Genomic DNA, 25,490 nt, shown 5'->3' on the forward strand with positions numbered 1-25,490 from the left:
CATCTGCTGATAATATATTTTAATGGGATTAATTTTTAAATATATATTCATATAATAAATGGATCAGGGTTCTATGTCTTTCGTATTACCATCGATAACGGCTTATCCTCGGCAGTCAAAAAAATACATTTTCATCGCATTGCTACTTGTGTCTGTATTACTCCAGCTTTGGCCTGTTTATTTTTTACAGCCATTGAGAGTTATCCTGCGCGTCGGTATCTGCAACTTGCTAATCATCCTGTGTTTGACAGGGTGTTATCGATTATTTGTTGGGAAAATAGTCGCATTGAGTGTGTCACTATTATTGACCATTAATTTTATAGTCGCGCTTTGTACATGGCAAATTTATCAAAGTGAATTTAATATTATCTTTGCAATGAGTATCATGGAAACCCACTGGTCTGAAGTGAAAGCAATGTCGGGGTTATATCTATCCTGGATGCCAGTATGTGTTGTTTATTTCTTGCTGACTTATTTTTCTATACCCATGGGCGTTAAGTGTGTGTCTACTAAGGTTCAATGTGCATCACTGGTGATACTATTAATATTTATCTCATGGTTTAGTTACAATCAATGGAGTAAACAGAAAAAAGATGGTCTTGGAGGATACTCTCCATTAAGCTCCAGGGTGTTAAGATTTACACCATTTTATACCGCTGCCGATTTTATTATTGCTTATCGAGATATTTCTTTTGCCAGAGAAATAAAACAAATTGATATGGATTTACCGGGATTGATCGCTAAAGAAACGGATATTGAAAATTATGTTATTATCGTAGGGGAGTCTGTACGGCGCAGTAATATGAGTTTGTATGGCTTTGGTATCAATACCACGCCTGTACAAAATGAGATTGGACCACAGGCGCTTATCTTTGATAATGCGGTTTCCCCAGCGGCGGCAACAGTAACTTCTGTTCCGATGATCCTTAGTAAAGCGACAACAGAAAGTTTTACCGCTGCGGACTTATCAAATAATGTTATTGCCGTAGCTAATAAAGTGGGGTATCAGACTACCTGGTTAAGTACTGTGGGTATGTCCGGGAAGCATAATAACTATATTACGCTCATTGGTCGTTCCAGTAATAATACACATTGGGTAAGCGAGGAATACGATGATAGCCTTCTGCCGTTGTTGGATGAAGCATTAAAAGTCAAGGGTAAGAAATTAATACTGCTACATGGTAATGGTAGCCATGAAATTGCCTGTACACGCTACCCTGAATGGGCAGATAAAATTAAAACTGGGGATAAATACGAGGATTGCTACAACAACTCCATACGATTTACCGATTACATCATTGGTGAAATCATGAAAAGACTGGAGGGAAGTAAATCCTCATTACTCTATTTTTCTGACCACGGTCTGGAGAAAAATCCCAATATTCCATCGTATTATATGCACGCCGCAGATACTCCCAGTAAAGAAGCCTACGATGTACCGCAATTTATCTGGTATAGCCAGGCTGCTATCGCCAGTCAACCGCGTAAACTTGGACACATTCAAGAAGTTTATTCATTGCTTAATAACTATGCGATGATTCTTGACTGGCTGGGCATCTCTACCCACGAAGAGCATTGCAATTCGCCATTATCTCAGTGTTATCGTCCGCACTCCTCTATTCCAGTAACGGATGGCACCCGAGCTAAAATATATGAATATAAAGATCTGCGAGACACCTTTACATCACCGAAGAAAAAGGTTTCTTATCGCGAAGCCAGTCCGAATCCGCTGTAATTTTATGCTGAGAGGACATCGCCAGATGTCCCCTGATGATTATTAAGGAAACAACAAACATTACTCTGGCGTAAAACATACTTTGTTAAAGGGCTGTAGCGTATCAGAATGCAGGAAAGCATTAGTTGTGTAGGGCGGGTAAGGCGTTCACGCCGCATCCGCCATGAACAAATAGCACGTTGCTAACAATCTGCACAAACCAAAGAACTTAACTAAACATCACATCGCCGCTTCATTTTTCGCCCGTAGCTTCTTCGCCTGGCTTTCCAGCAACAGGTAACAGATCAGCGCCAGCAGCAGCGGGATAAAGTAGTACAGGACACGGTAAGCGAGTAGGGCGGCGATAATCGTTCCTTTGGATGTATGTTCCCCTGCCAGTAGCGCGATAAACACCGCTTCCAGCACACCAATCCCCGCCGGAATATGCACGATGACACCAGCAATACTACTAACCAGCAACACGCCCAGTACAAAGAAATAGTTCACGCTTTGACCGAGTAACAGCCAGATAATCGCTCCCATTACCATCCAGTTAACGCTGGAAATCAGCATCTGGGCGAGGGCGAATTTCCATGAAGGTAGCACCAGCTTTTGCCCTTTGATGGTCATATGGCGGTGTTTAGCGAAGGCGCAAAACCATAAATAGACTGCAATTATCAGCAGCAAACCAATGCCGAGAATACGCAGCGTGGTTTGATCGATATACCAGTGATCCGGCAGTTCCACCACGCCCACGGTAAAAATAATCCCGGCCAGCAAAATATAGCCCAGCCAGTTGGTGGTAATACTCAGCGAGAAAATCCGTGTAATAGTGCTACCCGGTAATCCCAGGCGGGAGTAAAGACGATAGCGCATACCAATGCCGCCAACCCAGGTACTAAGCGTCAGGTTGAAGGCGTAGCAGATAAACGACACCAGCATCACCTGACGTTTCGCCAGTTTATGACCGCAGTAAGAGCGAGCAAGCAGGTCATAGCAGCCGTAAATCAGATAACTGACGACCACCAGCCCGACCGCACTGAGCAGCGCAACGCGATTGTAGTCACGGATGACCTTCCAGACCTCTTCCCAGTCCACCTTTTTGGCGTAGACCACCAGCAACACAATCACCGCGATAAAAAACAGCCAGGTGAGGATCTTCTTTACTAAGCGCCAGCGCGGGTGTGATTTACTCATCAGGGTTTCACCCCCGTATTTTCAGTTTCTACCCGATCCTGAGTTTCCATTGCCGGCTGCGCGGGCGGATCAACTTGCGCCAGACGTGGCGTGTGCGCCGGAAGCCAGCCCACCAGCGCCGGGAAATGGCGTAAAAAGTGGAATGCCAGCACGCTTTTAGTCAGGTTCCACCAGGTGCGTTTTGGCAGCATGGTTTCATCTACCTGCTGGCAGTCAGCGGCGATGATGCCATTCAGATTGTCGCGTAGCGTCTGGTTAAAATGACGATCGTGGATGATAACGTTTGCTTCAAGATTCAGCGACAAACTGAGCGGATCGAGGTTACTGGAGCCCACCGTCGCCCAGTGATCGTCCATCAATGCCACTTTGCCGTGGAGCGGGCGGCGGCGATATTCAAACACCTGAACGCCGCCTTTAACCAGATAGTTATACAGCAAGCGCGCGCCGACTCTGACAATAGGCATATCCGGTTCACCCTGAATAATCAGTTTGATCCGCACCCCGCGCCGTGCCGCTTTACGCAAGGCGTGCAAAAATCGATAGCCGGGGAAGAAGTAGGCGTTGGCGATAATCACTTCCCGCCGCGCCTGAGTGAGCATTTTCAGATAGTGACGTTCGATATCATCGCGATGTTCTTCGTTATCGCGCCAGACCAGCAATACCTGCGCTTCTCCCGGCTGGCGGTTCTCTTCCGCTTTGTGATGACGTCGCCACCAGCGCCGTGCCGCGCTTTGTCCGGGCAGATTTTCCAGTTCAAATTGCAGAATATCTTCGACAATTGGCCCTTCGAGGCGTACCGCGTAATCCTGTTTAGCCTCTGGACCGTAGCTGGACATATGCTCGGCGGAGTAATTCAGCCCGCCAATAAAGGCGATACGTGCGTCGATCACCACAATTTTGCGATGCATCCGGCGAAACACATTGGTGCGCATACCGAACAGGCGAGGGCGGGGATCGTAATAACGAAACACCACGCCAGCCGCCGTCAGTTCATTGACAAACTCATCGCTGAGATCCGGCGAACCGTAGCCATCCAGCAAGACTTCCGCTTTAACCCCGCGTCGTGCAGCGTCCAGCAATGCTGCGTGTAATTGTTTACCGACGTCATCCTCGAACCAGATAAACGTTTCAAGAATAATGCGTTCTTGCGCCTCACCAATCGCTTTAAATACAGCGGGATAATATTGCTCGCCGTTCTCCAGCAACTGGATCTTATTGCCTTCGCGCCAGCTACATTTCATAAATGAATCTCCGCACTTAAAGGGGCATGATCAGAAAGGTGTCGCCATGTCCGCAGCGGCAACGCGGTTGGCGCGCTGGCGCTGGCATTTTTGACATAGATCCTGTCCAGACGTAGTAGAGGAAATTGCACTGGAAACGTGCGCGCCGGGCGTCCGTGGGCGCGGGTAAATATCTCATCCAACCCGGCCTGTACTTTTAAGGGATGATTGGCTTTTTGCCGCCAGTCGTTGAAATCACCCGCCACTAAAACGGGTTCGTCGGGCGGAAGCTGGTTCACCCATTCGGCGAGCATCGTAAGCTGCGCCTGACGGTGTGCCTCACGCAGGCCAAGATGCACGCACATCACATGAATCGCTTTCCCGGTCACCGGTGGCACAATGCGGCAATACAGTACGCCACGTTTTTCCGCTCCATCGACAGAAACATCACGATTTTCATAATGTTCAATGGGATAGCGTGACAGCACCGCGTTTCCGTGATGCCCTTCTGGATACACAGCATTGCGACCGTAGGCAAAATCGCTCCACATGGTGTCGGCAAGAAACTCGTAGTGCGAGGTATCGGGCCAGTTTTCCACATGCAGCGGATGAACTTCGTGCGCGCCCATCACTTCCTGCAGGCAAACAATATCGGCGCTGACGGTGCGCACCGCGTCGCGAAGTTCCGGCAAAATGAAGCGTCGGTTAAACGCGGTAAAGCCTTTGTGAATATTGATGGTGAGTACCTTGAACGAAAATTGTTGTGTTTGATCGGGCATAATTTTCCTGTCTTTGCCTCTTATCTCATTGAAATAGTGTAGTCGGCGTCACAAAAAGGTGCGGTCTTACGGAATTTTCCGTAAAGTTCGGTACTCTGAGTTAGTAGAGATAAATTCTTCAGGAGAGAAGCCATGAAGTGGCAACAACGTGTTCGTGTCGCAACTGGCCTAAGTTGCTGGCAGATTATGTTGCATTTACTGGTAGTGGCGCTGCTGGTGGTGGGCTGGATGAGTAAAACCCTGGTTCACGTCGGCGTGGGATTGTGCGTGCTGTATTGCGTAACGGTAGTGATGATGCTGGTGTTTCAGCGCCACCCCGAACAACGCTGGCGCGAGGTGGCAGACGTACTGGAAGAGCTGACCACCACCTGGTATTTTGGCGCGGCGCTGATTGTGCTGTGGCTGTTGTCCCGCGTACTGGAAAACAACTATTTGCTGGCAATTGCTGGGCTGGCGATCCTTGCCGGCCCGGCGGTGGTGTCGTTACTGGCGAAAGATAAAAAGTTACATCACCTTGCGTCTAAACATCGCGTACGCCGCTGACCCTGTCGTGGCCGTTATCACCAGTAGCGGCCACAAACTGTTCCACACAATATCCAGACTCGCATCCTTCAAATAAATCTGCTTGGTAATGTCCGTAAAGTGGCGGATAGGGTTAATCCACGTCAGGTTTTGCAGCCATACTGGCATGTTCTCCACCGGCGAAACGTAACCGGAAAGCAGAATGGCGGGCATCATAAAGACGAACACGCCGATAAACGCCTGCTGTTGCGTTGAACAAAGTGATGAAATCAACAGACCGAATCCCACCAGCGATAAACCGTAAATCACCATCGTAAAGTAGAACAGCGCCAGCGATCCGGCGAAGGGGATTTGATACGCCCAGATACCAATCGCCAGCACAATAGTGGCCTGGAAGGTGGCGACAATTAATGCCGGTACGGCTTTGCCGATGAATATCTGCCAGGTGGTGAGGGGCGAAACCAGTAGCTGATCGAGCGTTCCCTGTTCGCGTTCGCGGGCGACAGAAAGTGAAGTGACGATCATCACGCCGATAGTGGTGATCATGGCGATCAGTGATGGCACCACAAACCATTTGTAGTCGAGATTTGGGTTATACCAGTTGCGTACCACCAGCTCGCTGTTGTTGGGTTTCGGTTTTCCTTCCAGCAGCTCCTGCTGATAATTTTTGACGATCTGTTGCAGGTAGTTGGCGGCAATTTGCGCACTGTTGGAGTTACGCCCGTCGAGGATCAACTGCAACGGCGCGGTCTGGAAGGTATCCAGTTTGCGCGAGAAGTCAGCCGGGAAACGCACCAGCAGTAGCGCCTTTTGTGTGTCGATGGTTGGGCGGATCTCCTGTGGGCTTTTCAGTAGCAGCACATGGGTAAAGGCGCTGGCGCGGGCAAAACGTTGAGTAAGTTCTACCGAATGCTCGCCGTTATCTTCATCGTAGATGGCGATGGTGGCATTAGTCACTTCCAGCGTGGCGGCAAACGGGAACAGGATCACCTGAATAAGCACGGGTAAAATCAGAATCGCTCGCGTCTGCGGTTCGCGCAGCAACGACTGCAACTCTTTGCGGATTAACGTCCATAAGCGATGAAACATGCTCTTCTCCCTAATCCAGCCGACGTTTGGTTTTCAGCCACGTCAGGCCGATAAACATCACCGCCGAAGCGATCAAAAACAGCACGTTCACCACCAGTACCACCGGAATATTCCCGGCGAGGAACAGGCTTTGCAGGGTGCTGACGAAATAACGTGCGGGAATAATGTACGTCACCGCGCGGATCACCGCTGGCATACTGTCTATCTGAAATATAAAGCCGGAAAGCATAATCGACGGCAGGAAAGCGGCGTTCAGTGCCACCTGAGCGGCGTTGAACTGGTTGCGGGTAATCGTAGAAATCAGCAGCCCCATCCCCAGCGTACTGAGTAAAAACAGGCTGGTGATAAAAAACAGGATCAGCAGCGAACCGCGATAGGGCACGCCGAGAATAAACACCGACACCAGCATACAGAGCAGCATCGCCAGCATACCGAGGAAATAATAGGGGATCAGCTTACACAGCAGCAGTTCCGTGCGGGTAATCTCCGTAGAGAGCAAAGCCTCCATAGTGCCGCGCTCCCACTCCCGCGCCACCACCAGCGAGGTGAGGATCGCGCCGATGACCGTCATGATAATGGTTACCGCACCGGGGATAATAAAGTGCTGGCTTATCGCCGCCGGGTTAAACCAGTAGCGTGTCTGGACGTCGATAAGCGGTTCAAAGGTCTGCCCGTTGTCCTCTGCCCGCTGCATTTGCCAGATCTGCCAGATCCCTTCGACATAACCCTGCACAAAGTTGGCGGTATTCGGTTCGCTGCCGTCAGTGATCACCTGAATCGGCGCGGTCGCGTTGGCGCGCTCCATCTGTTCGGCGAAATCCACGGGAATCACCACCAGACCACGAATTTTCCCCGCCTGCATTTTGGCGATCAGTTCCTGACGGTTATCGCTGATGGTGGCGTCAATATAGGGCGAGCCGGTCATAGTGTGGGTGAAATCCAGCGCCGCTTCGCTACGCTGCTCCAGCAAAATCCCGACGCGCAGCTTGCTGGAGTCGAGGTTAATGCCGTAACCAAAAATAAACAGCAGCAACAGCGGGATCACCACCGCAATCAGCCAGCTACTTGGATCGCGAATGATCTGCCGCGTCTCTTTGACGCACAGCGCCCGCACGCGACGCCAGGAAAGGATCGGGTTACTCATTGCCATGCTCCTTATCCCAGTCGTGGATCAATTGAATAAAGGCTTGCTCCATAGTGGGATCGGGTTGCTCATCGTTAGCCGACTGTGCTTTCAAATCATCCGGCGTACCGCTGGCAATCAGCTTCCCGCGATACACCAGCCCGATGCGGTCGCAATATTCCGCTTCATCCATAAAGTGGGTGGTGACCATCACCGTGACGCCTTTCTCTACCATGCTGTTGATATGCAGCCAGAACTCGCGGCGGGTGAGGGGATCGACGCCGGAGGTCGGTTCATCAAGAAACAGAATGTCCGGTTCGTGCATTAGCGAGCAGGCCAGCGCCAGCCGCTGTTTAAAACCCAACGGCAGTTCATCGGTGGCATGTGAGGCGATACTTTTCAGGCCAAATGCCTCGCTCATACGGGAGATTTTTTCGTTCTGCGCCCGACCGCGTAAGCCATACACGCCGGAGAAAAAACGTAAATTCTGTTCGACTGTCAGATTGCCATAGAGCGAAAACTTTTGCGCCATATAGCCGAGATGCTGGCGTGCTTTACCGGAACTCTCTTTCAGATCCATGCCCAGCACCAGCGCCTGACCAGAGGTCGGCACCAGCAAACCGCACATCATCTTAAAGGTGGTCGATTTACCCGCGCCGTTTGGCCCCAGCAAACCAAAAATCTCCCCACGTTTAACGGCAAAGTTGACGTGATCGGTGGCGGCAAAATCACCAAATTTTTTGGTCAGTTCTTTCGCCTCGATCACCGTTTCGTCCGGTGTGCCTTCTACCGTATGTAATATTGCGCCCAGCGGCGATTCCGAGGTTCCGGCACCGCCGAGCAAATCAATAAACGCATCTTCAAAACGTGGTGTGGTTTCGTTGATGTTGATTTCTGGCATCCCGTCGGCGCGACGAATATCGTCTGGTGTGGCCTCTTTTTTGAGGATCAGACGTACCGATTTCCCCTGAATCATGCCGTCGCTGACCTGTGGCAGTTTCAATGCTCGTTGCAACAGTTTGCGGTTGCCTTCGTGTGGACTGGTCATCAGAAAACTGCGTCCGGCCATGGTTTGTGTCAGGGCTTTTGGTTCTCCCTGATACAGCAACTCGCCTTCGTTCATCAGTAACACGTCACGGCACTGCTCGGCTTCGTCGAGATACGAGGTGCTCCAGAGGATTAACATCCCTTCGCCCGCCAGCTCATGCACCATCTGCCACAGTTCGCGCCGTGAGATAGGGTCAACGCCGACGCCGGGTTCATCGAGCAGCAACACTTTCGGTTCGCCCACCAGGGTACAGGCCAGGCCGAGTTTTTGTTTCATCCCGCCGGAGAGCTTACCCGCCAGGCGCCCGGTAAACGGGCCAAGAGACGTAAACTCCAGCAGGCGAGCAAAAGTCTGTTTACGTGCTTCACCGGTGACGCTGCGTAAATCCGCGTACAAATTGAGGTTTTCCATCACCGTGAGATCTTCATACAGACCGAATTTCTGCGGCATATAGCCGAGCACCGCGTGCAGCGCAGCGTCGTTTTTGATCGGATCAAAACCGATAACTGTGGCCCTGCCGCTGTCAGGTTTCAGCAACCCGGCCAGCATCCGCATCAGCGTGGTTTTGCCCGCGCCGTCCGGCCCTACCAACCCCGTCACATAACCAGCGTGAATGGTGCAGTCGAGTGGCGCGACGGCGGGCTTATCCATGCCCGGAAAGCGTTTTTCCAGGCCGTTCAGCGTGATAACGGCATCATTCATGTCCTGCCTCGTCACCGAATTGCACCGTCACTGGCATTCCCTGGCGTAACGCATCATCGGCGTCGGTCACCACAATACGCAGGCGATAGACGAGGTCGGTACGCAGATCCGGCGTTTCGACGGTTTTCGGGGTAAATTCAGCAGTCGGCGAAACGAAACCAATCTGCCCGTGATACGGCTTGTCCGGGCGACCATCGGTATAAAGCAGCACTTTTCGCCCCGGCTGGGCCTGGTCAAGATTACGTTCGTCAACATAGGCACGCACCCACACCGGACGAGTTAGTGAAACGGTAAACACCGTGCCACCTTCATTGAGAACCGTGCCTGGCTCCACCGCGCGCGTTAACAGCGTGCCATCAGACGGTGCGACCAGCGTCGAATCCTGCAAATTCAGCTCCGCCTGCGCCAGTTGCGCCTGTGCCTGTTCGAGGCTGGCTTTTGCCTGGGCGATATCCTGTTCACGGTTACCGGAACGGTACTGACGTAATTTATCCTGAGCTGATTTCAGCGTTGCCTGCGCCTGGTCGCGCGAGGAGCGGGCATTTTCCAGGTCATTTGCCGAAATGGTGCGGCTTTTCCACAACCCTTGCTGACGGTTATAGAAGTTCTGCGCATAGTCATACGCGGCTTGCGCTTGTTTCACCGCTGCGGCGGCCTGAGCGATTTCTTCATCGCGATACCCGGCAAGCATCAGGTCGTACTGCGCCTGTGCCACCGAAACGCCTGCTTTCGCCTGCATCAGGGCAATCTCATACGGCTTATGATCCAGTTCGCCCAGAACCTGGCCCGCTTTGATCGCATCACCTTCGTCCACCGCCAGCGACTCAACACGACCACCGACACGGAAGCTTAGATTCACGGTGCGAATATCCACATTGCCATACAGCGTCAGGCCGTTATCCTGGCGGCTTTGATACCACCAGTAGCCTCCGGCAACCACGGCGGCAAGTACCACAACCACCAGTCCAATCACGACAGGTTTTTTCATCACTACAAACTCCTTTGCGATAATCCTTGCAAAATCAGGTCGATATGACAGGTTACCGTCTGGTTGATCAGTTCGGTCTTTTCTCCATCGAACGCGCTCCAGCCGGTGCGTAACAGAATCGTTTCTTTACCAAGACGAAACGCCAGAATCTCGCCAAGTAATGCATGGGTATGGAGGATCATACGGGTATCGTTGGCATCACAACCGGTCCAGGCGGCGATCAGACGCGTAAGATGGCTGTGTAACGGGCTAATCACCTGTTCGTGCACCAGATGGTAGGCCGCCGTAGGAGAGAGCTGCTCACGGGAGATAAACTTACTGAGGTTGACGGTGTCATCCTGGGTGAGCAGCTTAATCATGTTCCTGCAGGCGCGAAGGATCAGTTCACGGATAGCTGCGCGATCAGGCTGTGGTTGTGCGAACAAGCGTTCGGCTTCTTCGGCGTGCGGACGGAACTGCTCGCCAATAAAATCGGCAATCCACTGGGCGCAGGCGAGATATAAATCTTCTTTCGAACCGAAGTAATAGGTAATAGCAGCGATATTCTGCCCGGCCAGGGCGGCGATATCGCGGGTGGTGGCGTTCATTCCATACTCACCAAACTGCGCCAGTGCAGCAGCAATCAGCTGCTTTTTCGCCTGTTCACCTTTGGTTGTCATGGCAGGACTATTCATAGCACAGCCCATTCTTAATCAAATGATTGATTAAGATTATGACTCATTTTTCGCGTTGTCCAGTATGGCTAAGAATTTGAGCAACGTCAGTCACAGGGATAATTTATGCGCTGCGTCACAAAAACTGCTACACTCCGCTCCCTCATGACATTGTGGTTTTTGTCATTTTCCTTTTCAGTATCTCCCTGAAAACTACACCGGTAACGGTCGGGGCGGTTCGGAGTAGTTATGTCTTTCGATTCTTTGGGTTTAAGCCCTGATATCCTGCGCGCCGTTGCCGAGCAAGGTTACCGTGAACCCACCCCTATTCAGCAGCAGGCGATCCCTGCGGTGCTGGAAGGCCGCGACCTGATGGCCAGTGCCCAGACCGGCACCGGCAAAACAGCGGGCTTTACGTTACCGCTGTTGCAACACCTGATTTCCCGCGAGCCGCACGCCAAAGGGCGTCGTCCGGTGCGCGCGCTCATTCTTACCCCGACCCGTGAACTGGCGGCGCAGATTGGTGAAAACGTCCGTGATTACAGCAAATACCTGAACATTCGTTCGCTGGTGGTGTTTGGTGGCGTCAGCATTAACCCGCAGATGATGAAGCTGCGTGGCGGTGTTGATGTGCTGGTGGCAACGCCGGGGCGTTTGCTGGATCTGGAACACCAGAACGCGGTGAAACTGGATCAGATAGAGATCCTCGTCCTTGATGAAGCTGACCGTATGCTCGATATGGGCTTTATCCACGATATTCGTCGTGTGTTAACAAAACTGCCCGCGAAGCGCCAGAACCTGCTGTTCTCCGCGACTTTCTCTGACGAGATTAAAGCTCTGGCAGAAAAACTGCTGCATAACCCGCTGGAAATCGAAGTTGCACGCCGCAATACCGCCTCTGAGCAGGTAACCCAGCACGTTCACTTTGTTGATAAGAAACGCAAACGGGAATTGCTGTCACACATGATTGGTAAAGGTAACTGGCAGCAGGTGCTGGTGTTTACCCGTACCAAACATGGCGCTAATCATCTGGCTGAACAATTAAATAAAGATGGTATTCGCAGTGCGGCGATCCACGGTAATAAATCGCAAGGTGCGCGTACCCGTGCATTGGCCGATTTTAAATCTGGTGATATTCGTGTACTGGTGGCAACTGACATCGCCGCGCGTGGCCTGGATATCGAAGAGTTGCCGCACGTCGTCAACTATGAGCTGCCAAACGTACCGGAAGATTATGTCCACCGTATCGGGCGTACCGGTCGTGCCGCCGCCACCGGCGAAGCGTTATCGCTGGTGTGTGTTGATGAGCACAAACTGTTGCGCGATATCGAAAAACTGCTGAAAAAAGAGATCCCGCGCATTGCAATTCCGGGCTATGAGCCGGACCCGTCAATCAAAGCCGAACCGATCCAGAATGGTCGCCAGCAACGCAGTGGCGGCGGTCGTGGGCAAGGTGGTGGTCGCGGTCAACAGCAACCACGCCGCGCTGAAGGTGGAGCGAAGTCTGGTAACGCGAAACCCGCAGAAAAACCATCTCGTCGTCTCGGCGATGCCAAACCGGCAGGCGAACAACAACGTCGCCGCCGTCCGCGTAAACCTGCCGCTGCGCAGTAATCTTTTATGCCGGGCTATGCCCGGCAGCAGACTGATGACAAAGTCCCAAAAGTGCCTGGACAGTCCCCTCTCCCCTTCGGGGAGAGGGTTAGGGTGAGGGGAACAAACCCGCACTGGCGTGATTATTTACCCTCACCCCGACCCTCTCCCTAAAAGGCTGAGGGGGAAAACCGTACCTGTTTTTGGCTATTAAGCCAGTTTGTCAGCAATCTTATGCCGGGCTATGCCCGGCATAAGATTGCTGACAATGATGTTTCTCCCGATGCGGGAAATCCCCGCATCCGGAAAACGTTATTGCGAGCCGCTTTCCAGAAACAGAAAAACCATTACCCCTGAAAACCGAAAAATGCCACAATATTGGCTGTTTATACAGTATTTCAGGTTTTCTCATGGCATTAACCGCCGCGCTTAAAGCGCAAATTGCCGCCTGGTATAAGGCGCTTCAGGAACAGATCCCCGACTTTATTCCCCGTGCGCCGCAGCGGCAGATGATTGCGGACGTCGCCAAAACGCTGGCCGGAGAAGAAGGGCGGCATCTGGCGATTGAAGCCCCCACCGGCGTTGGGAAAACGCTCTCCTATTTGATTCCTGGCATCGCCATTGCCCGCGAAGAGCAAAAAACGCTGGTGGTCAGTACCGCCAACGTGGCGTTGCAGGATCAGATCTACAGCAAAGATTTACCTTTGCTGAAAAAGATCATTCCCGATCTCAAATTTACCGCCGCTTTCGGGCGTGGGCGCTACGTTTGCCCGCGTAACCTGACGGCGCTCGCCAGTACTGAACCCACGCAACAGGATCTGCTCGCTTTTCTTGACGACGAACTGACGCCTAATAATCAGGAAGAGCAAAAACGCTGTGCAAAGCTGAAGGGCGATCTCGACACTTATAAATGGGATGGCCTGCGCGATCATACGGATATCGCTATTGATGACGATCTCTGGCGCCGTTTGAGTACCGACAAAGCCAGTTGCCTGAACCGCAACTGTTACTACTACCGCGAATGCCCGTTTTTTGTGGCTCGTCGGGAGATTCAGGAAGCGGAAGTGGTGGTGGCAAACCATGCGCTGGTGATGGCGGCGATGGAAAGCGAAGCGGTATTGCCAGACCCGAAAAACTTGCTGCTGGTGCTGGATGAAGGGCATCACCTGCCGGATGTAGCACGGGATGCGCTGGAGATGAGCGCCGAAATCACCGCGCCCTGGTATCGGCTGCAACTTGACTTGTTCACGAAACTGGTCGCCACCTGCATGGAGCAGTTTCGCCCGAAGACGATCCCGCCGCTGGCAATCCCTGAACGTTTGAATGCGCATTGTGAAGAGTTGTATGAGCTTATCGCCTCTTTAAACAACATTCTCAATCTCTATATGCCTGCCGGGCAGGAGGCTGAGCACCGGTTTGCGATGGGCGAACTGCCTGATGAAGTGCTGGAGATCTGCCAGCGGCTGGCGAAACTGACAGAGATGTTGCGTGGTCTGGCAGAACTATTCCTCAACGATTTAAGCGAGAAAACCGGCAGCCATGACATTGTGCGCCTGCATCGGCTTATTTTGCAGATGAACCGCGCGCTGGGAATGTTTGAGGCGCAAAGCAAACTCTGGCGGCTGGCCTCGCTGGCGCAATCTTCCGGTGCGCCAGTGACCAAATGGGCGACGCGGGAAGAGCGTGACGGGCAGCTACATCTCTGGTTTCACTGCGTGGGGATCCGCGTCAGCGATCAGCTGGAAAGGCTGCTGTGGCGCAGCATTCCGCACATTATTGTCACTTCCGCGACCTTGCGTTCGTTGAACAGTTTTTCGCGTTTGCAGGAGATGAGCGGGCTGAAAGAAAAAGCGGGCGATCGCTTCGTGGCGCTGGATTCACCGTTCAACCACTGTGAGCAGGGCAAAATTGTTATTCCCCGGATGCGCGTTGAGCCTTCTATCGACAGCGAAGAGCAGCATATTGCCGAAATGGCCGCCTTTTTCCGTGAGCAGGTGGAGAGCAAAAAGCATCTCGGCATGTTGGTGCTGTTTGCCAGCGGACGGGCGATGCAGCGGTTTCTCGACTATGTGATGGATTTACGTCTGATGCTGTTAGTGCAGGGAGATCAGCCGCGCTACCGCTTAGTTGAATTGCATCGCAAACGCGTCGCTAACGGTGAACGCAGTGTACTGGTAGGTTTACAGTCATTTGCCGAAGGGCTTGATTTGAAAGGCGATCTGCTCAGCCAGGTGCATATCCATAAAATCGCCTTTCCGCCTATCGATAGTCCAGTGGTGATTACCGAAGGCGAATGGCTAAAAAGTCTTAACCGCTACCCGTTTGAGGTGCAAAGCCTGCCGAGTGCTTCGTTTAATCTGATTCAGCAGGTTGGGCGTCTTATTCGAAGCCACAGTTGCTGGGGCGAGGTGGTTATCTACGACAAACGCTTGTTGACCAAAAATTATGGCAAGCGACTACTGGACGCATTACCGGTATTTCCGATAGAGCAACCGGAAGTCCCTGAAGGTATAGTTAAAAAGAAAGAAAAAGCGAAATCCCCACGCCGTCGGCGGCGTTAATGATGTGAGTCAGGTAAGGAGTCGTAAATGGACTATCGCAAAATCATCAAAGAGATCGGGCGCGGAAAAAACCACGCGCGCGATCTGGATCAGGATACGGCGCGCGGTCTGTATGCCCATATGCTCAATGGCGAAGTGCCTGACCTTGAGTTGGGTGGTGTATTGATTGCACTGCGTATCAAAGGGGAAGGGGAAGCAGAGATGCTCGGCTTTTACGAAGCCATGCAAAATCACACCATCAAGCTAACGCCCCCCGCCGGCAAGCCGATGCCGATTGTCATCCCCAGTTACAACGGTGCGCGTAAACAGGCCAACCTGACACCGTTGCTGGCGATTCTGCTGCATAAACTCGGTTTTCCGGTGGTGGTTCACGGCGTGAGTGAAGATCCGACTCGCGTGCTGACCGAAACCATTTTTCAACTGATGGGGATTGCGCCAACGCTACATGCCGGACAAGCACAGGCGAAGCTTGACGAGCACCAGCCGGTATTTATGCCCGTAGGCGCGTTTTGCCCGCCGCTGGAAAAACAACTGGCAATGCGCTGGCGGATGGGCGTGCGTAACAGTGCGCATACCCTGGCGAAACTGGCGACACCGTTTGCCGAAGGTGAGGCACTGCGTCTTTCCAGCGTCTCGCATCCGGAATACATCGGGCGAGTCGCGAAATTCTTTAGCGATATTGGCGGACGGGCGCTGTTAATGCACGGCACCGAAGGCGAAGTCTATGCTAATCCGCAACGCTGCCCGCAAATAAATCTTATTGACCGCGAAGGGATGCGGGTGCTGTATGAAAAACAGGACACTGCTGGCAACGAGCTACTGCCACAAGCAAAAGACCCGGAAACCACGGCGAAGTGGATTGAGCGTTGCCTGGCAGGCAACGAACCAATTCCTGAGTCACTGAACATCCAGATGGCTTGCTGTCTGGCGGCGGCGGGCGAAGTGGCAACCATTAGCGATGGTCTGGCGCGCATTAAACAATCCTTTTAATTTCTTCCTCAGCCGGATGATGACTGTCATCCGGTCTTTACTCCACTGCACCATGAAAGTGCAGCATCTTTATTGACCTTCCCGTGTGCGGCGCGCAGCATAAAAAAACAACAGGCATATAACATAAACAGGAGTTAACCATGGAAAGTGGTCATCGCTTTGATGCCCGGACGCTGCACAACTTTGTCCTGACTGTGTTTCGTCAGATGGGTAGCGAGGAACAGGAAGCAAAATTAGTAGCAGATCATTTAATCGCAGCAAATCTGGCAGGACATGATTCACATGGTATTGGCATGATCCCGAATTATGTGCGTTCCTGGCAGCAGGGCTATTTGCAGATCAACCATCACGCCAAAATTGTCAAAGATGCGGGGGCTGTGGTCACGCTTGATGGCGATCGTGCATGTGGTCAGGTCGCTGCATATGAGGCCATGGCTCTGGGGATTGAAAAAGCACGTCACCACGGCATTGCTGCCGTGGCGCTGCGTAACTCACATCATATCGGGCGCATTGGTTATTGGGCGGAACAGTGCGCGGCGGCGGGTTTTGTCTCTATCCACTTTGTCAGTGTGGTAGGGAGTAAGGCTGTCGCGCCGTTCCGTGGTCGTGACAGTCGCTTTGGCACAAATCCGTTCTGCGTGGTCTTTCCCCGAAAAGATAATTTCCCGCTGTTGCTTGATTACGCCACCAGCACCATTGCGTTTGGTAAAGCGCGTGTGGCCTGGCATAAAGGCGTGCCCGTACCACCTGGTTGCCTGATCGACGTTAATGGCGTGCCAACGACCGATCCGGCAGTCATGCTGGAGTCACCGTTAGGAGCGTTGCTGGCCTTTGCTGAACATAAAGGTTATGCCCTGGCAGTGATGTGCGAAATTCTCGGTGGTGCACTTTCTGGCGGCAAAACTACTTATCAGGAAACATTGCAGCACAGCCCCGATGCCGGTTTTAACTGCATGACGACCATTATCATTAACCCGGAGCTGTTCGGTGCGCCAGATTGTGCAACGCAGTCCGAAGCCTTTGCCGAATGGGTGAAAGCCTCGCCGCATGATGACGATAAACCGATTTTGCTGCCGGGTGAGTGGGAAGTGAACACGCGTCGCGAACGGCAGGAGATGGGGATCCCGTTGGATGCCGGAAGCTGGCAGGCAATTTGCGACGCAGCGCGGCAGATTGGTATATCAGAAGAGACGTTGCAGACTTTCTGCCAGCAATCAGTCAGCTAAAAAAAGCCCGTCCAGTGACGGACGGGCAAACAAGGGTAACATAGGATCAATGAGGGTTGGAGTACATGCGTCTGTCGGCAAATAGACAGGGAAATACTTGTGCTGGACGTAGCGTAAACGCCTGATCCGTCCAACGGTTCGGATTTTGTAGGCCTGATAAGACGCGGTAGCGTCGCATCAGGCATCTGTTGCCGGATGCGGCGTAAACGCCTTATCCGTCCTACGAATTACTTATAAATTACCGCAGTACCGCTTAATTTATTGTTGTTGGTGGCGGAAGTAATGCTGTATCCACTAGCACCGGCTGCTGCCGCTTTCTCAGCCAGTTTTGCTTCCAGGGCATCGAGGGTGGATGCGCCATCGGCAGAAACCACGCCGATTTTATTCATGTTCTGTGCCTGGGATGCCGTGACCGGCTCCGCCGCGAATACGCCAAAAGACAGAGTGGAAAGCGCCATAGCAGCAACAATAGTATTGATAGTTTTCATAATTAATCTCTCGCAGGTGATTTTTGTATAAGTGACGTTGTTTCGTCGATGTGATGAGTATCACGTTTTTTTACGAGAGATAAAATCGAAGAGAATTGACCGCCTTGTTCAAATAAATTGATTGATATCTAACATGCTGATAATCCATTCATTTATCGTATGTATGAACCAATTTTGTAACATGTGGCAGTTACGGCTGCGTTAAAGGCACGGAATGCCACGCAAAATACAAATTATACACGCTAAACATCCCGCCAGTTGTAGTTAACGTAACTGGCTGTCTTTCGAACCTCTGCGATTATATCCTGTATAAGATGGTTTTTGTAAATCTTTCTCCTGCTGACAATGAATGCATAAGCGCACGCCAGGAATGGCTTCCCGACGAGCCTGCGGGATGGGGGCACCGCACTCTTCACATTCATACAGGCTTTCGCCACGCGGAATTTCACCCCTGGCGCGGGCAATCGCATCTTCAATTGTACTGTTGATCTGTTCGTTGACGGCGTCATCGTTAGCCCAACCGGATGCCATATCGTCCTCCTCATATCAATGCTTGTACTGTTAAGTGTAGCTAATCCAGGGATGAACCTGGGCAGTTCAAGCGTCAGATCTCCGACCATTCCCGCAGCAGATTATGATAAAGATTGAGTAGCGACAGGATCTCTTCTCCTTCGCCGTAGCGGCTTTTGAGTGACTGAATATTGTTGTCCAGTTCGAACAGCATGGCGCGCTTTTTATCATCGCGGATCATTGATTGTATCCACATAAATGATGCCACCCTTACGCCGTGCGTTACGGGGGTCACACAGTGCAGGCTGCTGGAGGGATACAACACCAGATCGCCAGCCGGGAGTTTTACCCGATGTTGCCCGAAGGTGTCATTGACGACCAGTTCGCCGCCTTCGTAACTTTGTGGATCGCTCAAAAACAGCGTGGCGGAAAGATCGGTGCGCATCCAGCCGTTTTGTGGATGACTGCGTACTGCGCCATCCACATGAAAACCATAGGTTTCATTGTTCCGATAGCGATTAAACAGCGGTGTGGAAATGGTACGCGGCAAGGCAGCGGCAAAGAACAAAGCATGTTGTTTAACCGCGTTCAGCACTTCATTTTGTAATGCGGCATATAACGCGCTGCGGGTATCTACCTGTTGATTATTCTTGACCTGCGCGCCTTGTGCGCCGGTGGTGACGCGTCCATCAATCCATTCGGCTTGTTCCAGTTGTGCACGAAAGCGGGCGACGTCCTGTGGCGATAACACGCCGGGAATGTGGTACATCATATAAGTTCTCCAAAAAGTGGGGCTTTCACCCCACATCTGAATCAGAAATGCATATTGGCGGTGAGCAGGAAGGTTCTTGGCTCGCCCGGGTGATAACGGTAGCCGCTCTTATTGATTGAGGCGACGTAATCGGTATCAAACAAGTTGTAGACGTTTAGCTGGAAGTCGAGATTGCGATTAACCCGATACCCCAGTTTGGCGTCGGCGACCCAATAACTTTCGGTAAATGCTGGCGTTCCCACCGCGCCGTCTGAACCTTTATGCATACTGCCGATATACCGTGCGCCCGCACCAACGGAGATATCATCGGTTGCCTGATACTGGCTCCATAGGGTAAAGGCGTGCTCCGGGGTATACGGCAGCGATGAGGAACCATCCTGGGCAACTTCTTTGCCGTTTTTGATGGTTGCTTTTTGCTGGGTATAGCCGCCAATCACCTGCCACGCGGGAGTGATATTCCCGGCCACGGATATCTCATAGCCTTCGACGCGTTTCTTACCGTATTGCGAATAAGTCCCGTCATCATTTTGCTCAACTTCATTTTCGATATCAGTACGGAACAGCGCGGCGGTGAGCAACAGGCGTTTATCCAGAACCTGCCATTTGGTGCCAATCTCGCTGGTGTTAGCTTTTTGCGGTTTAAAATCGGTGCGGTTGGCACTGTTACCGCTACCAGACTGCGCAAGGGCGAAATTACTGCCGCCCGGCGGCTGCTGGGAAACGGCATAGTTAATATAGACATTGCCGTTTTCCGTCAGGTGATACAGCGCCCCGGCTTTCCAGTTCACCAGATTGCCCGACTTGGCGGTGTCGACGGTGGTGACCGGAGAACCTTTCGCTACGCCATCAGGGCAGGTGATGGCACCGCGTCCGCTGCCGCCGCAGGCGGTGGCACTGTCATATTCAGTATGATAATTGTCCAGCCGAACTCCGCCATTTAGCTCAAAATCACGGGTGATTTGCAGCGTATCGAAGGCATAAATCGCGAAGGTATCCGTCTGACCATTAGCGTTTGCGCCATTGCGCGTCAGGCCGCCAGGATGAATGCTACTGTCAGGATGATAAATATTCACCGCCGGTAACGTCACCGGATTAACGCCGTAGTTGGTCTGCGTTTCGCGGGTAAATTCCACGCCGGTACTGACGTCATGACCAATTGAACCGGTATAAAATGCCGATGTCAGGTTAGTCTGGTTGGTGAGGATTTTATTGCTTACATCTTTGGTATTCGCCGTGCGTGACCATGTCCAGCTATCCACATCGCTGGTGGGCTGGGTAATATTTGACGCCCCTCCCATAATCGCCGTCATCAGATAATCCTGCTTCACGCGCGACCAACGTGTGGTATTGCGAATCGTGGTGTTATCGCTGATGTCGTGCTCAAAACGCATGGTGGCAGTATCGGTGGTCGAATCGTCGTAATCGGAATCCGTACCATAAAAGTTATGTGTATCAACTTTTCCGGAATGATTCAGCGCCGCCGTACCCGCAGAAGGTGCGGAATAGCCCGGTAAACCAATGGTCGGAATGCCGCCGTCTGGCGTATTGTGTTGGGTAACGTGTAAATAGTTGAGATACAAACGATTCGATGTACCAAGACCAAATGCCACGGAAGGGGCGACGCCGTAACGCTCATTTTTGACTTTATCGCGCCCGGCATCGTGCGTTTTTTCGCCCATCATATTCAGACGTACCGCTGTAGTATCGCCAATGACCTGATTAACGTCCAGAGTGCCGCGACGGAACCAGGCGCTACCAATACTGGCGGAGGCGTCAATACCTGAATCATTGCGCGGCTGTTTGCTGATCATATTGATTGAGCCAGTCGGCGCGCTGCGCCCGTAGTCGGTGCCGGACGGCCCTTTAATCACTTCGACCTGTTCGGTATTGAAGGTGTCGCGCGAGACGCTGCCAATATCGCGAATGCCATCAATATAAATGCTGTTAGAGGTATCGGCGCCGCGCATATAAATAGCGTCGCCAGTGGTGGAGTTACCGTTCTCACCAGCAAAAAACGCACCCACGCCGGGAACGTTTTTGAGCGCGTCGGTAAGGTTGGTTGCGCCCTGATCTTTAATCACTTGTTCAGAAATCACCGTCATCGTGCGGGTAGTATCCGCTACCGGACGCGAGAATTTCGGATCGGCAGATTGTTGTGGCGCATAAAGCGAAGGCGTTGATGCTTCGACAACCAGCGTGTCATCCGCGTTAGTTTGCCCTTCGGCGGCGAGTGCCTGAGCCACAGGCGTGATGCCAATACAAAGACCGGCAAAGAACGTGAGCGAATGAAATTGTCTGGCAGGGAAATTGCGATTGTTTTCCATTTTTGCAGGTGACTTTTTCTTATATGTTGAAGTTTTCACTTTCACGAGAAAGCATCTCTGCGGATGCGATGCCACTGTTAATCCCGTAAAAGTGTTCGTGCAAGTGATAATAATTTTGATAAGCATTATCACTTGGCGCGATTTTCTATCACCCATTGCACGAAAAAGAAATACATTTATTTACATTGTGTTCATATTTGATGTTTTTTGATTACAAATTGGGCGAAAACTGCATCCAGAGGTGAATGCAGTTGCGTTGGTGGGGTTATTTGTAGATGGTTGCAGTACCGAACATCTGGTCATTTCCGCCTGCGGAATTAATGACATAACCTTTCGCGCCTTGTTCGCGCGCTTTTTCTGCCAGTTTATCCTCCAGATCGCTTAGGTTAGATGCGCCGGTCGCCGAAACGGTTCCGGCGGGTCGTAGTTGACCGCTGTCCTGGTTACTCAGTGGTTGCGCGGCATAAGCCGTGAAGGTGATTCCGCTCAGGACGGTGGCAATCAGTAGTGCGAGGCACTTTTTCATAATGACATCCTCATAAATACAACGAGTAGTGCATGATAAGTGTAGGTCTCCTGTGCGATGGAAATGACGCAAAAAATTGACAGAGATGTGCTTATTTTTTGAACAAAATAATTTTACAAAACCAGACAAATCAATGACATGAAGAACACTGATTTTTATGATGAATTGATAAAAAATGAAGTCGGGTTAAGGTTTTGAAGCATGTTAAACGCAGCCAGATATTTACCCTGCTGCGTTATGCGGGTATCTTACGCCGCTGCTTAAAGGAGAATGCTATGTCCGCCCAGAAACCGGGGTTACACCCGCGCAATCGTCATCACAGTCGCTACGATCTCGCCACGCTTTGTCAGGTGAATCCTGAACTGGCGCAATTCCTTACGCTTACCCCTGCCGGTGAGCAAAGCGTTGACTTCGCCAATCCGCTGGCAGTGAAGGCGCTCAACAAGGCGCTGTTGGCACATTTTTATGCTGTGGCGAGCTGGGATATCCCTGACGGTTTTCTCTGCCCACCAGTGCCGGGGCGGGCAGATTATATTCATCATCTTGCCGATTTACTGGCTGAGGCAAGCGGAACAATTCCAGCCAATGCCAGTATTCTGGATATCGGTGTTGGTGCGAATTGTATTTATCCGCTGATTGGTGTGCATGAATATGGCTGGCGTTTTACCGGTACAGAAACTAACAGCCAGGCGTTAAGCAGTGCGCAGGCGATCATTAGTGCTAATCCGGGGCTTAACCGCGCCATTCGTCTGCGTCGGCAAAAAGAGAGTGGGGCGATTTTTAACGGCATCATCCACAAAAACGAGCAATACGACGCGACCTTGTGTAACCCGCCATTCCACGATTCCGCCGCTGCGGCGCGGGCAGGTAGTGAGCGTAAACGCCGTAACCTGGGGCTGAGCAAAGACGATGCACTGAACTTTGGCGGCCAGCAACAGGAGTTGTGGTGTGAAGGCGGTGAAGTCGCCTTTATCAAAAAGATGATTGAAGAGAGCAAAGGCTTCGCGAAGCAGGTGATGTGGTTTACCTCACTGGTATCTCGTGGTGAAAACTTACCGCCGTTGTATCGTGCCCTGACGGACGTGGGCGCGGTGAAGGTGGTTAAAAAAGAGATGGCCCAGGGGCAAAAGCAGAGTCGCTTTATTGCCTGGACCTTTATGAACGACGAGCAGCGCCGCCGTTTTGTCTATCGCCAGCGTTAAAGCGTTGGCTCCCCCGGCGGCAGCGGTTCAGCCGGGGTCGCGCCCGGAGCAGGCAGCACCTGATAAGTCTGCACCGGCGCGCGAACACCCGCCAGGTCGAAATGTTTTTTCACCTGGCTGTCGAGGGCAAAGCGTACCGTCCACTGTTTGAGTGGCAGTGTGGTGAACGAAACACGCAACGTAAACGCGGTATTGCTTAAGCCGACAATGCCGGCAAAGTTCGGTTCACCAATAATCAGCCCGCGAATTTCTTCATTTTCCATCAATTCCGCTACCGCATCTTTCAGTGCCTGATTGGCTTTATCGGCATCTTCATGACGATCGACATCATAATTGGCGACCACCGAACCAATGCCACGGACGAAGTTAGCAAAGGTGGTTATCGAAGACCACGGAATAATGTGATATGCCCCGGTATCCTGACGCACGCCCACGGAGCGAATCGACATCCGTTCCACCGTGCCGGTCAACGGCCCGATGGTAACCAAATCTCCAGTGTTCATGCCGTTTTCAAACTGAATGAACACGCCGGTAATAATATCTTTTACCAGCGTTTGCGAACCAAACGAGATAGCCAGGCCTAATGCCCCGGCACCTGCCAGCAGTGGCGCGATATTGACGCCGATTTCCGACAACACAATCATGATGGTGATGGTACTGATGATTACCGCCAGCGCATTACGGAACAGCGTCAGCAGGGTGCGCGTGCGGGCGCTGGGCAGCGGGCGGCCATGAATATCCGAAGCCAGCCGGTTTTCGATCAAACTGGCGAGCACTGTCCAGCCAACCGCCGAGAAGAAAAGGATGAGCGCGATACGGATCAGGATATCCACGGTTTTCTGCCCCGCGCCGTTTTGCAGCCAGTTCCAGAAATCGAACAGCCCCCAGGCGCTAAGTAGCAGCATCACTGCCACGCATACCGTCAGAATACGCGCCGTTTTCAGCGCCGCTGATAGCCAGCCGTTCAGCCGTTTTTGCAGCTCCGGATAGTTACGCTGAGTATGTGGCGAGAGGGTGATGGTCTTCGCCAGCCAGCGGGAAAACATACCGGAAACAAACGCTGCGATACCAATAATCGCCAGGCTGCGCACCGTTGCACCCATCATAAATTTCAGGCTGTTGCCCGGATCGAACAACGAAAAGAAAAACAGCACAATAAAATAGGCGCTTGCCAGCCAGTGCCACACCAGCGCAAAAGCGCGAATAAACAGGCTGAAGAATGCCAGCGAGTGCTCCGCAAAGTTGAGCAGATGCTGGGTGATCTCTTTTTTATTACGAAAGATCAGATAGAGCGCCCAGACGGTCATGCACAGCATGATTATCACGTTGGCGAGCGCCCCGATTTGCACATTCACCTGATTAGAGATAATTGGCACTGCCACAATCAGTCCATAACCAATCAGACTGCTTAACCAGCTAAGGCGGCGGCACCAGTAGCGGGCGCTTTCATCCTGAATATTGAACGGGCGCAGCTCTGCCACGTTCGGGCAGAAAATCAGGCGTAAAACAGCTTTGAAAAACTCAATCAGAGCGAAAGCATTGAGAAACAGGCTTTGTTGAAAAGCAATGGTTTTACTACCGGCGTTCAGGTTGTCGCTTAATACCTGGCCGACAAATAACGTCAGTGCCAGCAACAGCAAATCGATAATAAACGCCCCGATAATCATCGCCGGAAGCTGTAACCAGTTGCTGCGCTCACGGTTTTTTTGCCGCGCCCACTGACCCATTTTGCGATATAACGGCAGCGCGCACAGGCGAATCAGCCAGTAAAAGCCAAACACCAGCACCGCTAGCATTGAAAAATGGGTCAGCGCGTTGTTGAAGGTTTGCGGGTTAAAGGGTTTATGCGGGGAGCCAGTGATATTACGGTAAAGTTGCCCGAAGCGCGCGGAGAGTGCTTCGCCATAATGGCGGCTGATTTCAGTCACCTTTTGCAGCACGGTTTGCTCTTCAACCAGCGTCGGCGGTACGATTTTCGGTACGGGGTCTGTGGGGGGCGTGGCGGCAACGGTGCGTAGCTGGTCGATCAACTCTTTGCGCGAGGTGTCATTATCCAGCACGTCCGCCAGTGCGCCATAGGCCGCTTTTTTTTGTTCGATATCCGGTTCTGAAACCGGTTCAGAGGTTGAATCTGTTGTTGCTGTGGTTGTTACGCCGGGTATGGACACCGCGTGGGCAGGTGCGCCCAGCAGGCAGATGAGGATGAACAGGATCCACCGCATGACTCCTCCAGTGAGAAAACAAAGCAAAAAGATAAGTATAG

Annotated in this window: 22 protein-coding genes; 8 read left to right on the top strand and 14 right to left on the bottom strand. The window is 52.0% G+C overall.

Translation table 11 applies throughout. The features are described 5' to 3' along the window. Positions 1-73 precede the first annotated feature (73 nt). Complete coding sequence (locus A7Z06_RS15615) at positions 74-1,735, top strand: phosphoethanolamine transferase (RefSeq protein WP_024165207.1); 1,662 nt, start codon at positions 74-76, stop codon at positions 1,733-1,735. Positions 1,736-1,954: 219 nt separating this feature from the next. Here A7Z06_RS15615 and A7Z06_RS15620 read toward each other — a convergent pair whose 3' ends face one another. The 3 genes from A7Z06_RS15620 to A7Z06_RS15630 are packed head-to-tail and all read right to left on the bottom strand — an operon-like array spanning position 1,955 to position 4,910. Next, positions 1,955-2,911, bottom strand: coding sequence for a lysylphosphatidylglycerol synthase domain-containing protein (locus tag A7Z06_RS15620; RefSeq protein ID WP_000045485.1), 957 nt, complete (start codon positions 2,909-2,911; stop codon positions 1,955-1,957). Then, positions 2,911-4,152, bottom strand: coding sequence for a cardiolipin synthase ClsB (gene clsB / locus A7Z06_RS15625; protein ID WP_000650350.1), 1,242 nt, complete (start codon positions 4,150-4,152; stop codon positions 2,911-2,913). Before clsB ends, A7Z06_RS15620 begins: the two co-directional genes overlap by 1 nt. Next, entirely contained in the window at positions 4,149-4,910 is a 762-nt protein-coding gene (locus tag A7Z06_RS15630; RefSeq protein WP_001113361.1) for an endonuclease/exonuclease/phosphatase family protein, read from the bottom strand. Before A7Z06_RS15630 ends, clsB begins: the two co-directional genes overlap by 4 nt. A gap of 132 nt (positions 4,911-5,042) precedes the next feature. Here A7Z06_RS15630 and A7Z06_RS15635 point away from each other — a divergent pair, with 132 nt between their 5' ends. Beyond that, positions 5,043-5,453, top strand: a complete 411-nt coding sequence (locus A7Z06_RS15635) for a YbhQ family protein (protein WP_000871987.1) — start codon at positions 5,043-5,045, stop codon at positions 5,451-5,453. Here the strand turns inward: A7Z06_RS15635 and A7Z06_RS15640 are convergent. The 5 genes from A7Z06_RS15640 to cecR are packed head-to-tail and all read right to left on the bottom strand — an operon-like array spanning position 5,415 to position 11,056. Further along, positions 5,415-6,521 (bottom strand): ABC transporter permease, encoded by a 1,107-nt coding sequence (locus A7Z06_RS15640; protein WP_000469031.1) that lies wholly within the window; start codon positions 6,519-6,521, stop codon positions 5,415-5,417. The genes A7Z06_RS15635 and A7Z06_RS15640 overlap by 39 nt on opposite strands. A gap of 10 nt (positions 6,522-6,531) precedes the next feature. Beyond that, positions 6,532-7,665, bottom strand: coding sequence for an ABC transporter permease (locus A7Z06_RS15645; protein WP_000070112.1), 1,134 nt, complete (start codon positions 7,663-7,665; stop codon positions 6,532-6,534). Beyond that, on the bottom strand, positions 7,658-9,394 hold the full coding sequence (locus A7Z06_RS15650; protein ID WP_105279488.1) for an ATP-binding cassette domain-containing protein: 1,737 nt from the start codon (positions 9,392-9,394) through the stop codon (positions 7,658-7,660). The genes A7Z06_RS15645 and A7Z06_RS15650 overlap by 8 nt, the downstream gene beginning before the upstream one ends. Then, on the bottom strand, positions 9,387-10,382 hold the full coding sequence (hlyD, locus tag A7Z06_RS15655; RefSeq protein ID WP_024165208.1) for a secretion protein HlyD: 996 nt from the start codon (positions 10,380-10,382) through the stop codon (positions 9,387-9,389). Before hlyD ends, A7Z06_RS15650 begins: the two co-directional genes overlap by 8 nt. Before the next feature lie 2 nt (positions 10,383-10,384). Beyond that, positions 10,385-11,056, bottom strand: a complete 672-nt coding sequence (gene cecR, locus A7Z06_RS15660; protein ID WP_010347468.1) for a DNA-binding transcriptional regulator CecR — start codon at positions 11,054-11,056, stop codon at positions 10,385-10,387. A gap of 228 nt (positions 11,057-11,284) precedes the next feature. Between cecR and rhlE the strand changes: the two genes are divergently transcribed. The 5 genes from rhlE to ybiE all read left to right on the top strand — a co-directional run bounded on the left by rhlE (position 11,285) and on the right by ybiE (position 17,530). Further along, on the top strand, positions 11,285-12,649 hold the full coding sequence (gene rhlE / locus A7Z06_RS15665; protein WP_000007076.1) for an ATP-dependent RNA helicase RhlE: 1,365 nt from the start codon (positions 11,285-11,287) through the stop codon (positions 12,647-12,649). 389 nt (positions 12,650-13,038) lie between these two features. After that, positions 13,039-15,189 (top strand): ATP-dependent DNA helicase DinG, encoded by a 2,151-nt coding sequence (gene dinG / locus A7Z06_RS15675; RefSeq protein ID WP_001218651.1) that lies wholly within the window; start codon positions 13,039-13,041, stop codon positions 15,187-15,189. Between the two features lie 27 nt (positions 15,190-15,216). Next, positions 15,217-16,179 (top strand): DNA-binding protein YbiB, encoded by a 963-nt coding sequence (gene ybiB / locus A7Z06_RS15680; protein ID WP_000386505.1) that lies wholly within the window; start codon positions 15,217-15,219, stop codon positions 16,177-16,179. Between the two features lie 140 nt (positions 16,180-16,319). Next, on the top strand, positions 16,320-17,405 hold the full coding sequence (locus A7Z06_RS15685) for a malate/lactate/ureidoglycolate dehydrogenase (RefSeq protein ID WP_000443549.1): 1,086 nt from the start codon (positions 16,320-16,322) through the stop codon (positions 17,403-17,405). Positions 17,406-17,470: 65 nt separating this feature from the next. Further along, complete coding sequence (gene ybiE, locus A7Z06_RS22075; protein ID WP_211180490.1) at positions 17,471-17,530, top strand: protein YbiE; 60 nt, start codon at positions 17,471-17,473, stop codon at positions 17,528-17,530. A 102-nt stretch (positions 17,531-17,632) separates the two neighbouring features. Here the strand turns inward: ybiE and ybiJ are convergent, their stop codons facing one another. The 5 genes from ybiJ to mcbA all read right to left on the bottom strand — a co-directional run bounded on the left by ybiJ (position 17,633) and on the right by mcbA (position 22,025). Further along, a complete protein-coding gene (gene ybiJ, locus A7Z06_RS15690) occupies positions 17,633-17,893 on the bottom strand; it encodes a DUF1471 family protein YbiJ (RefSeq protein WP_000849295.1) in 261 nt (86 codons plus the stop codon). Between the two features lie 264 nt (positions 17,894-18,157). After that, positions 18,158-18,424: a C4-type zinc finger protein YbiI gene (gene ybiI, locus A7Z06_RS15695; protein ID WP_000146362.1), complete on the bottom strand. Its 267-nt coding sequence runs from the start codon at positions 18,422-18,424 to the stop codon at positions 18,158-18,160. A gap of 73 nt (positions 18,425-18,497) precedes the next feature. Beyond that, positions 18,498-19,175 (bottom strand): PKHD-type hydroxylase YbiX, encoded by a 678-nt coding sequence (gene ybiX, locus A7Z06_RS15700; RefSeq protein ID WP_000990155.1) that lies wholly within the window; start codon positions 19,173-19,175, stop codon positions 18,498-18,500. Between the two features lie 41 nt (positions 19,176-19,216). Continuing rightward, positions 19,217-21,499 (bottom strand): catecholate siderophore receptor Fiu, encoded by a 2,283-nt coding sequence (locus tag A7Z06_RS15705; RefSeq protein ID WP_000430028.1) that lies wholly within the window; start codon positions 21,497-21,499, stop codon positions 19,217-19,219. Between the two features lie 265 nt (positions 21,500-21,764). Then, the gene (gene mcbA, locus A7Z06_RS15710) at positions 21,765-22,025 is read right to left on the bottom strand and encodes a DUF1471 family periplasmic protein McbA (protein WP_010347475.1); all 261 of its coding nucleotides are present in this window, start codon (positions 22,023-22,025) and stop codon (positions 21,765-21,767) included. A gap of 275 nt (positions 22,026-22,300) precedes the next feature. Here mcbA and rlmF point away from each other — a divergent pair, with 275 nt between their 5' ends. Then, positions 22,301-23,227, top strand: coding sequence for a 23S rRNA (adenine(1618)-N(6))-methyltransferase RlmF (gene rlmF / locus A7Z06_RS15715; RefSeq protein ID WP_010347477.1), 927 nt, complete (start codon positions 22,301-22,303; stop codon positions 23,225-23,227). Here the strand turns inward: rlmF and ybiO are convergent. Further along, positions 23,224-25,449: a mechanosensitive channel protein gene (ybiO, locus tag A7Z06_RS15720; RefSeq protein ID WP_001267279.1), complete on the bottom strand. Its 2,226-nt coding sequence runs from the start codon at positions 25,447-25,449 to the stop codon at positions 23,224-23,226. The two genes, rlmF and ybiO, sit on opposite strands and share 4 nt — an antisense overlap. Positions 25,450-25,490 lie beyond the last annotated feature (41 nt).

The sequence above is a fragment of the Escherichia sp. MOD1-EC6819 genome, assembly GCF_002965765.1.
Taxonomy (GTDB): Bacteria; Pseudomonadota; Gammaproteobacteria; order Enterobacterales; family Enterobacteriaceae; genus Escherichia; species Escherichia ruysiae.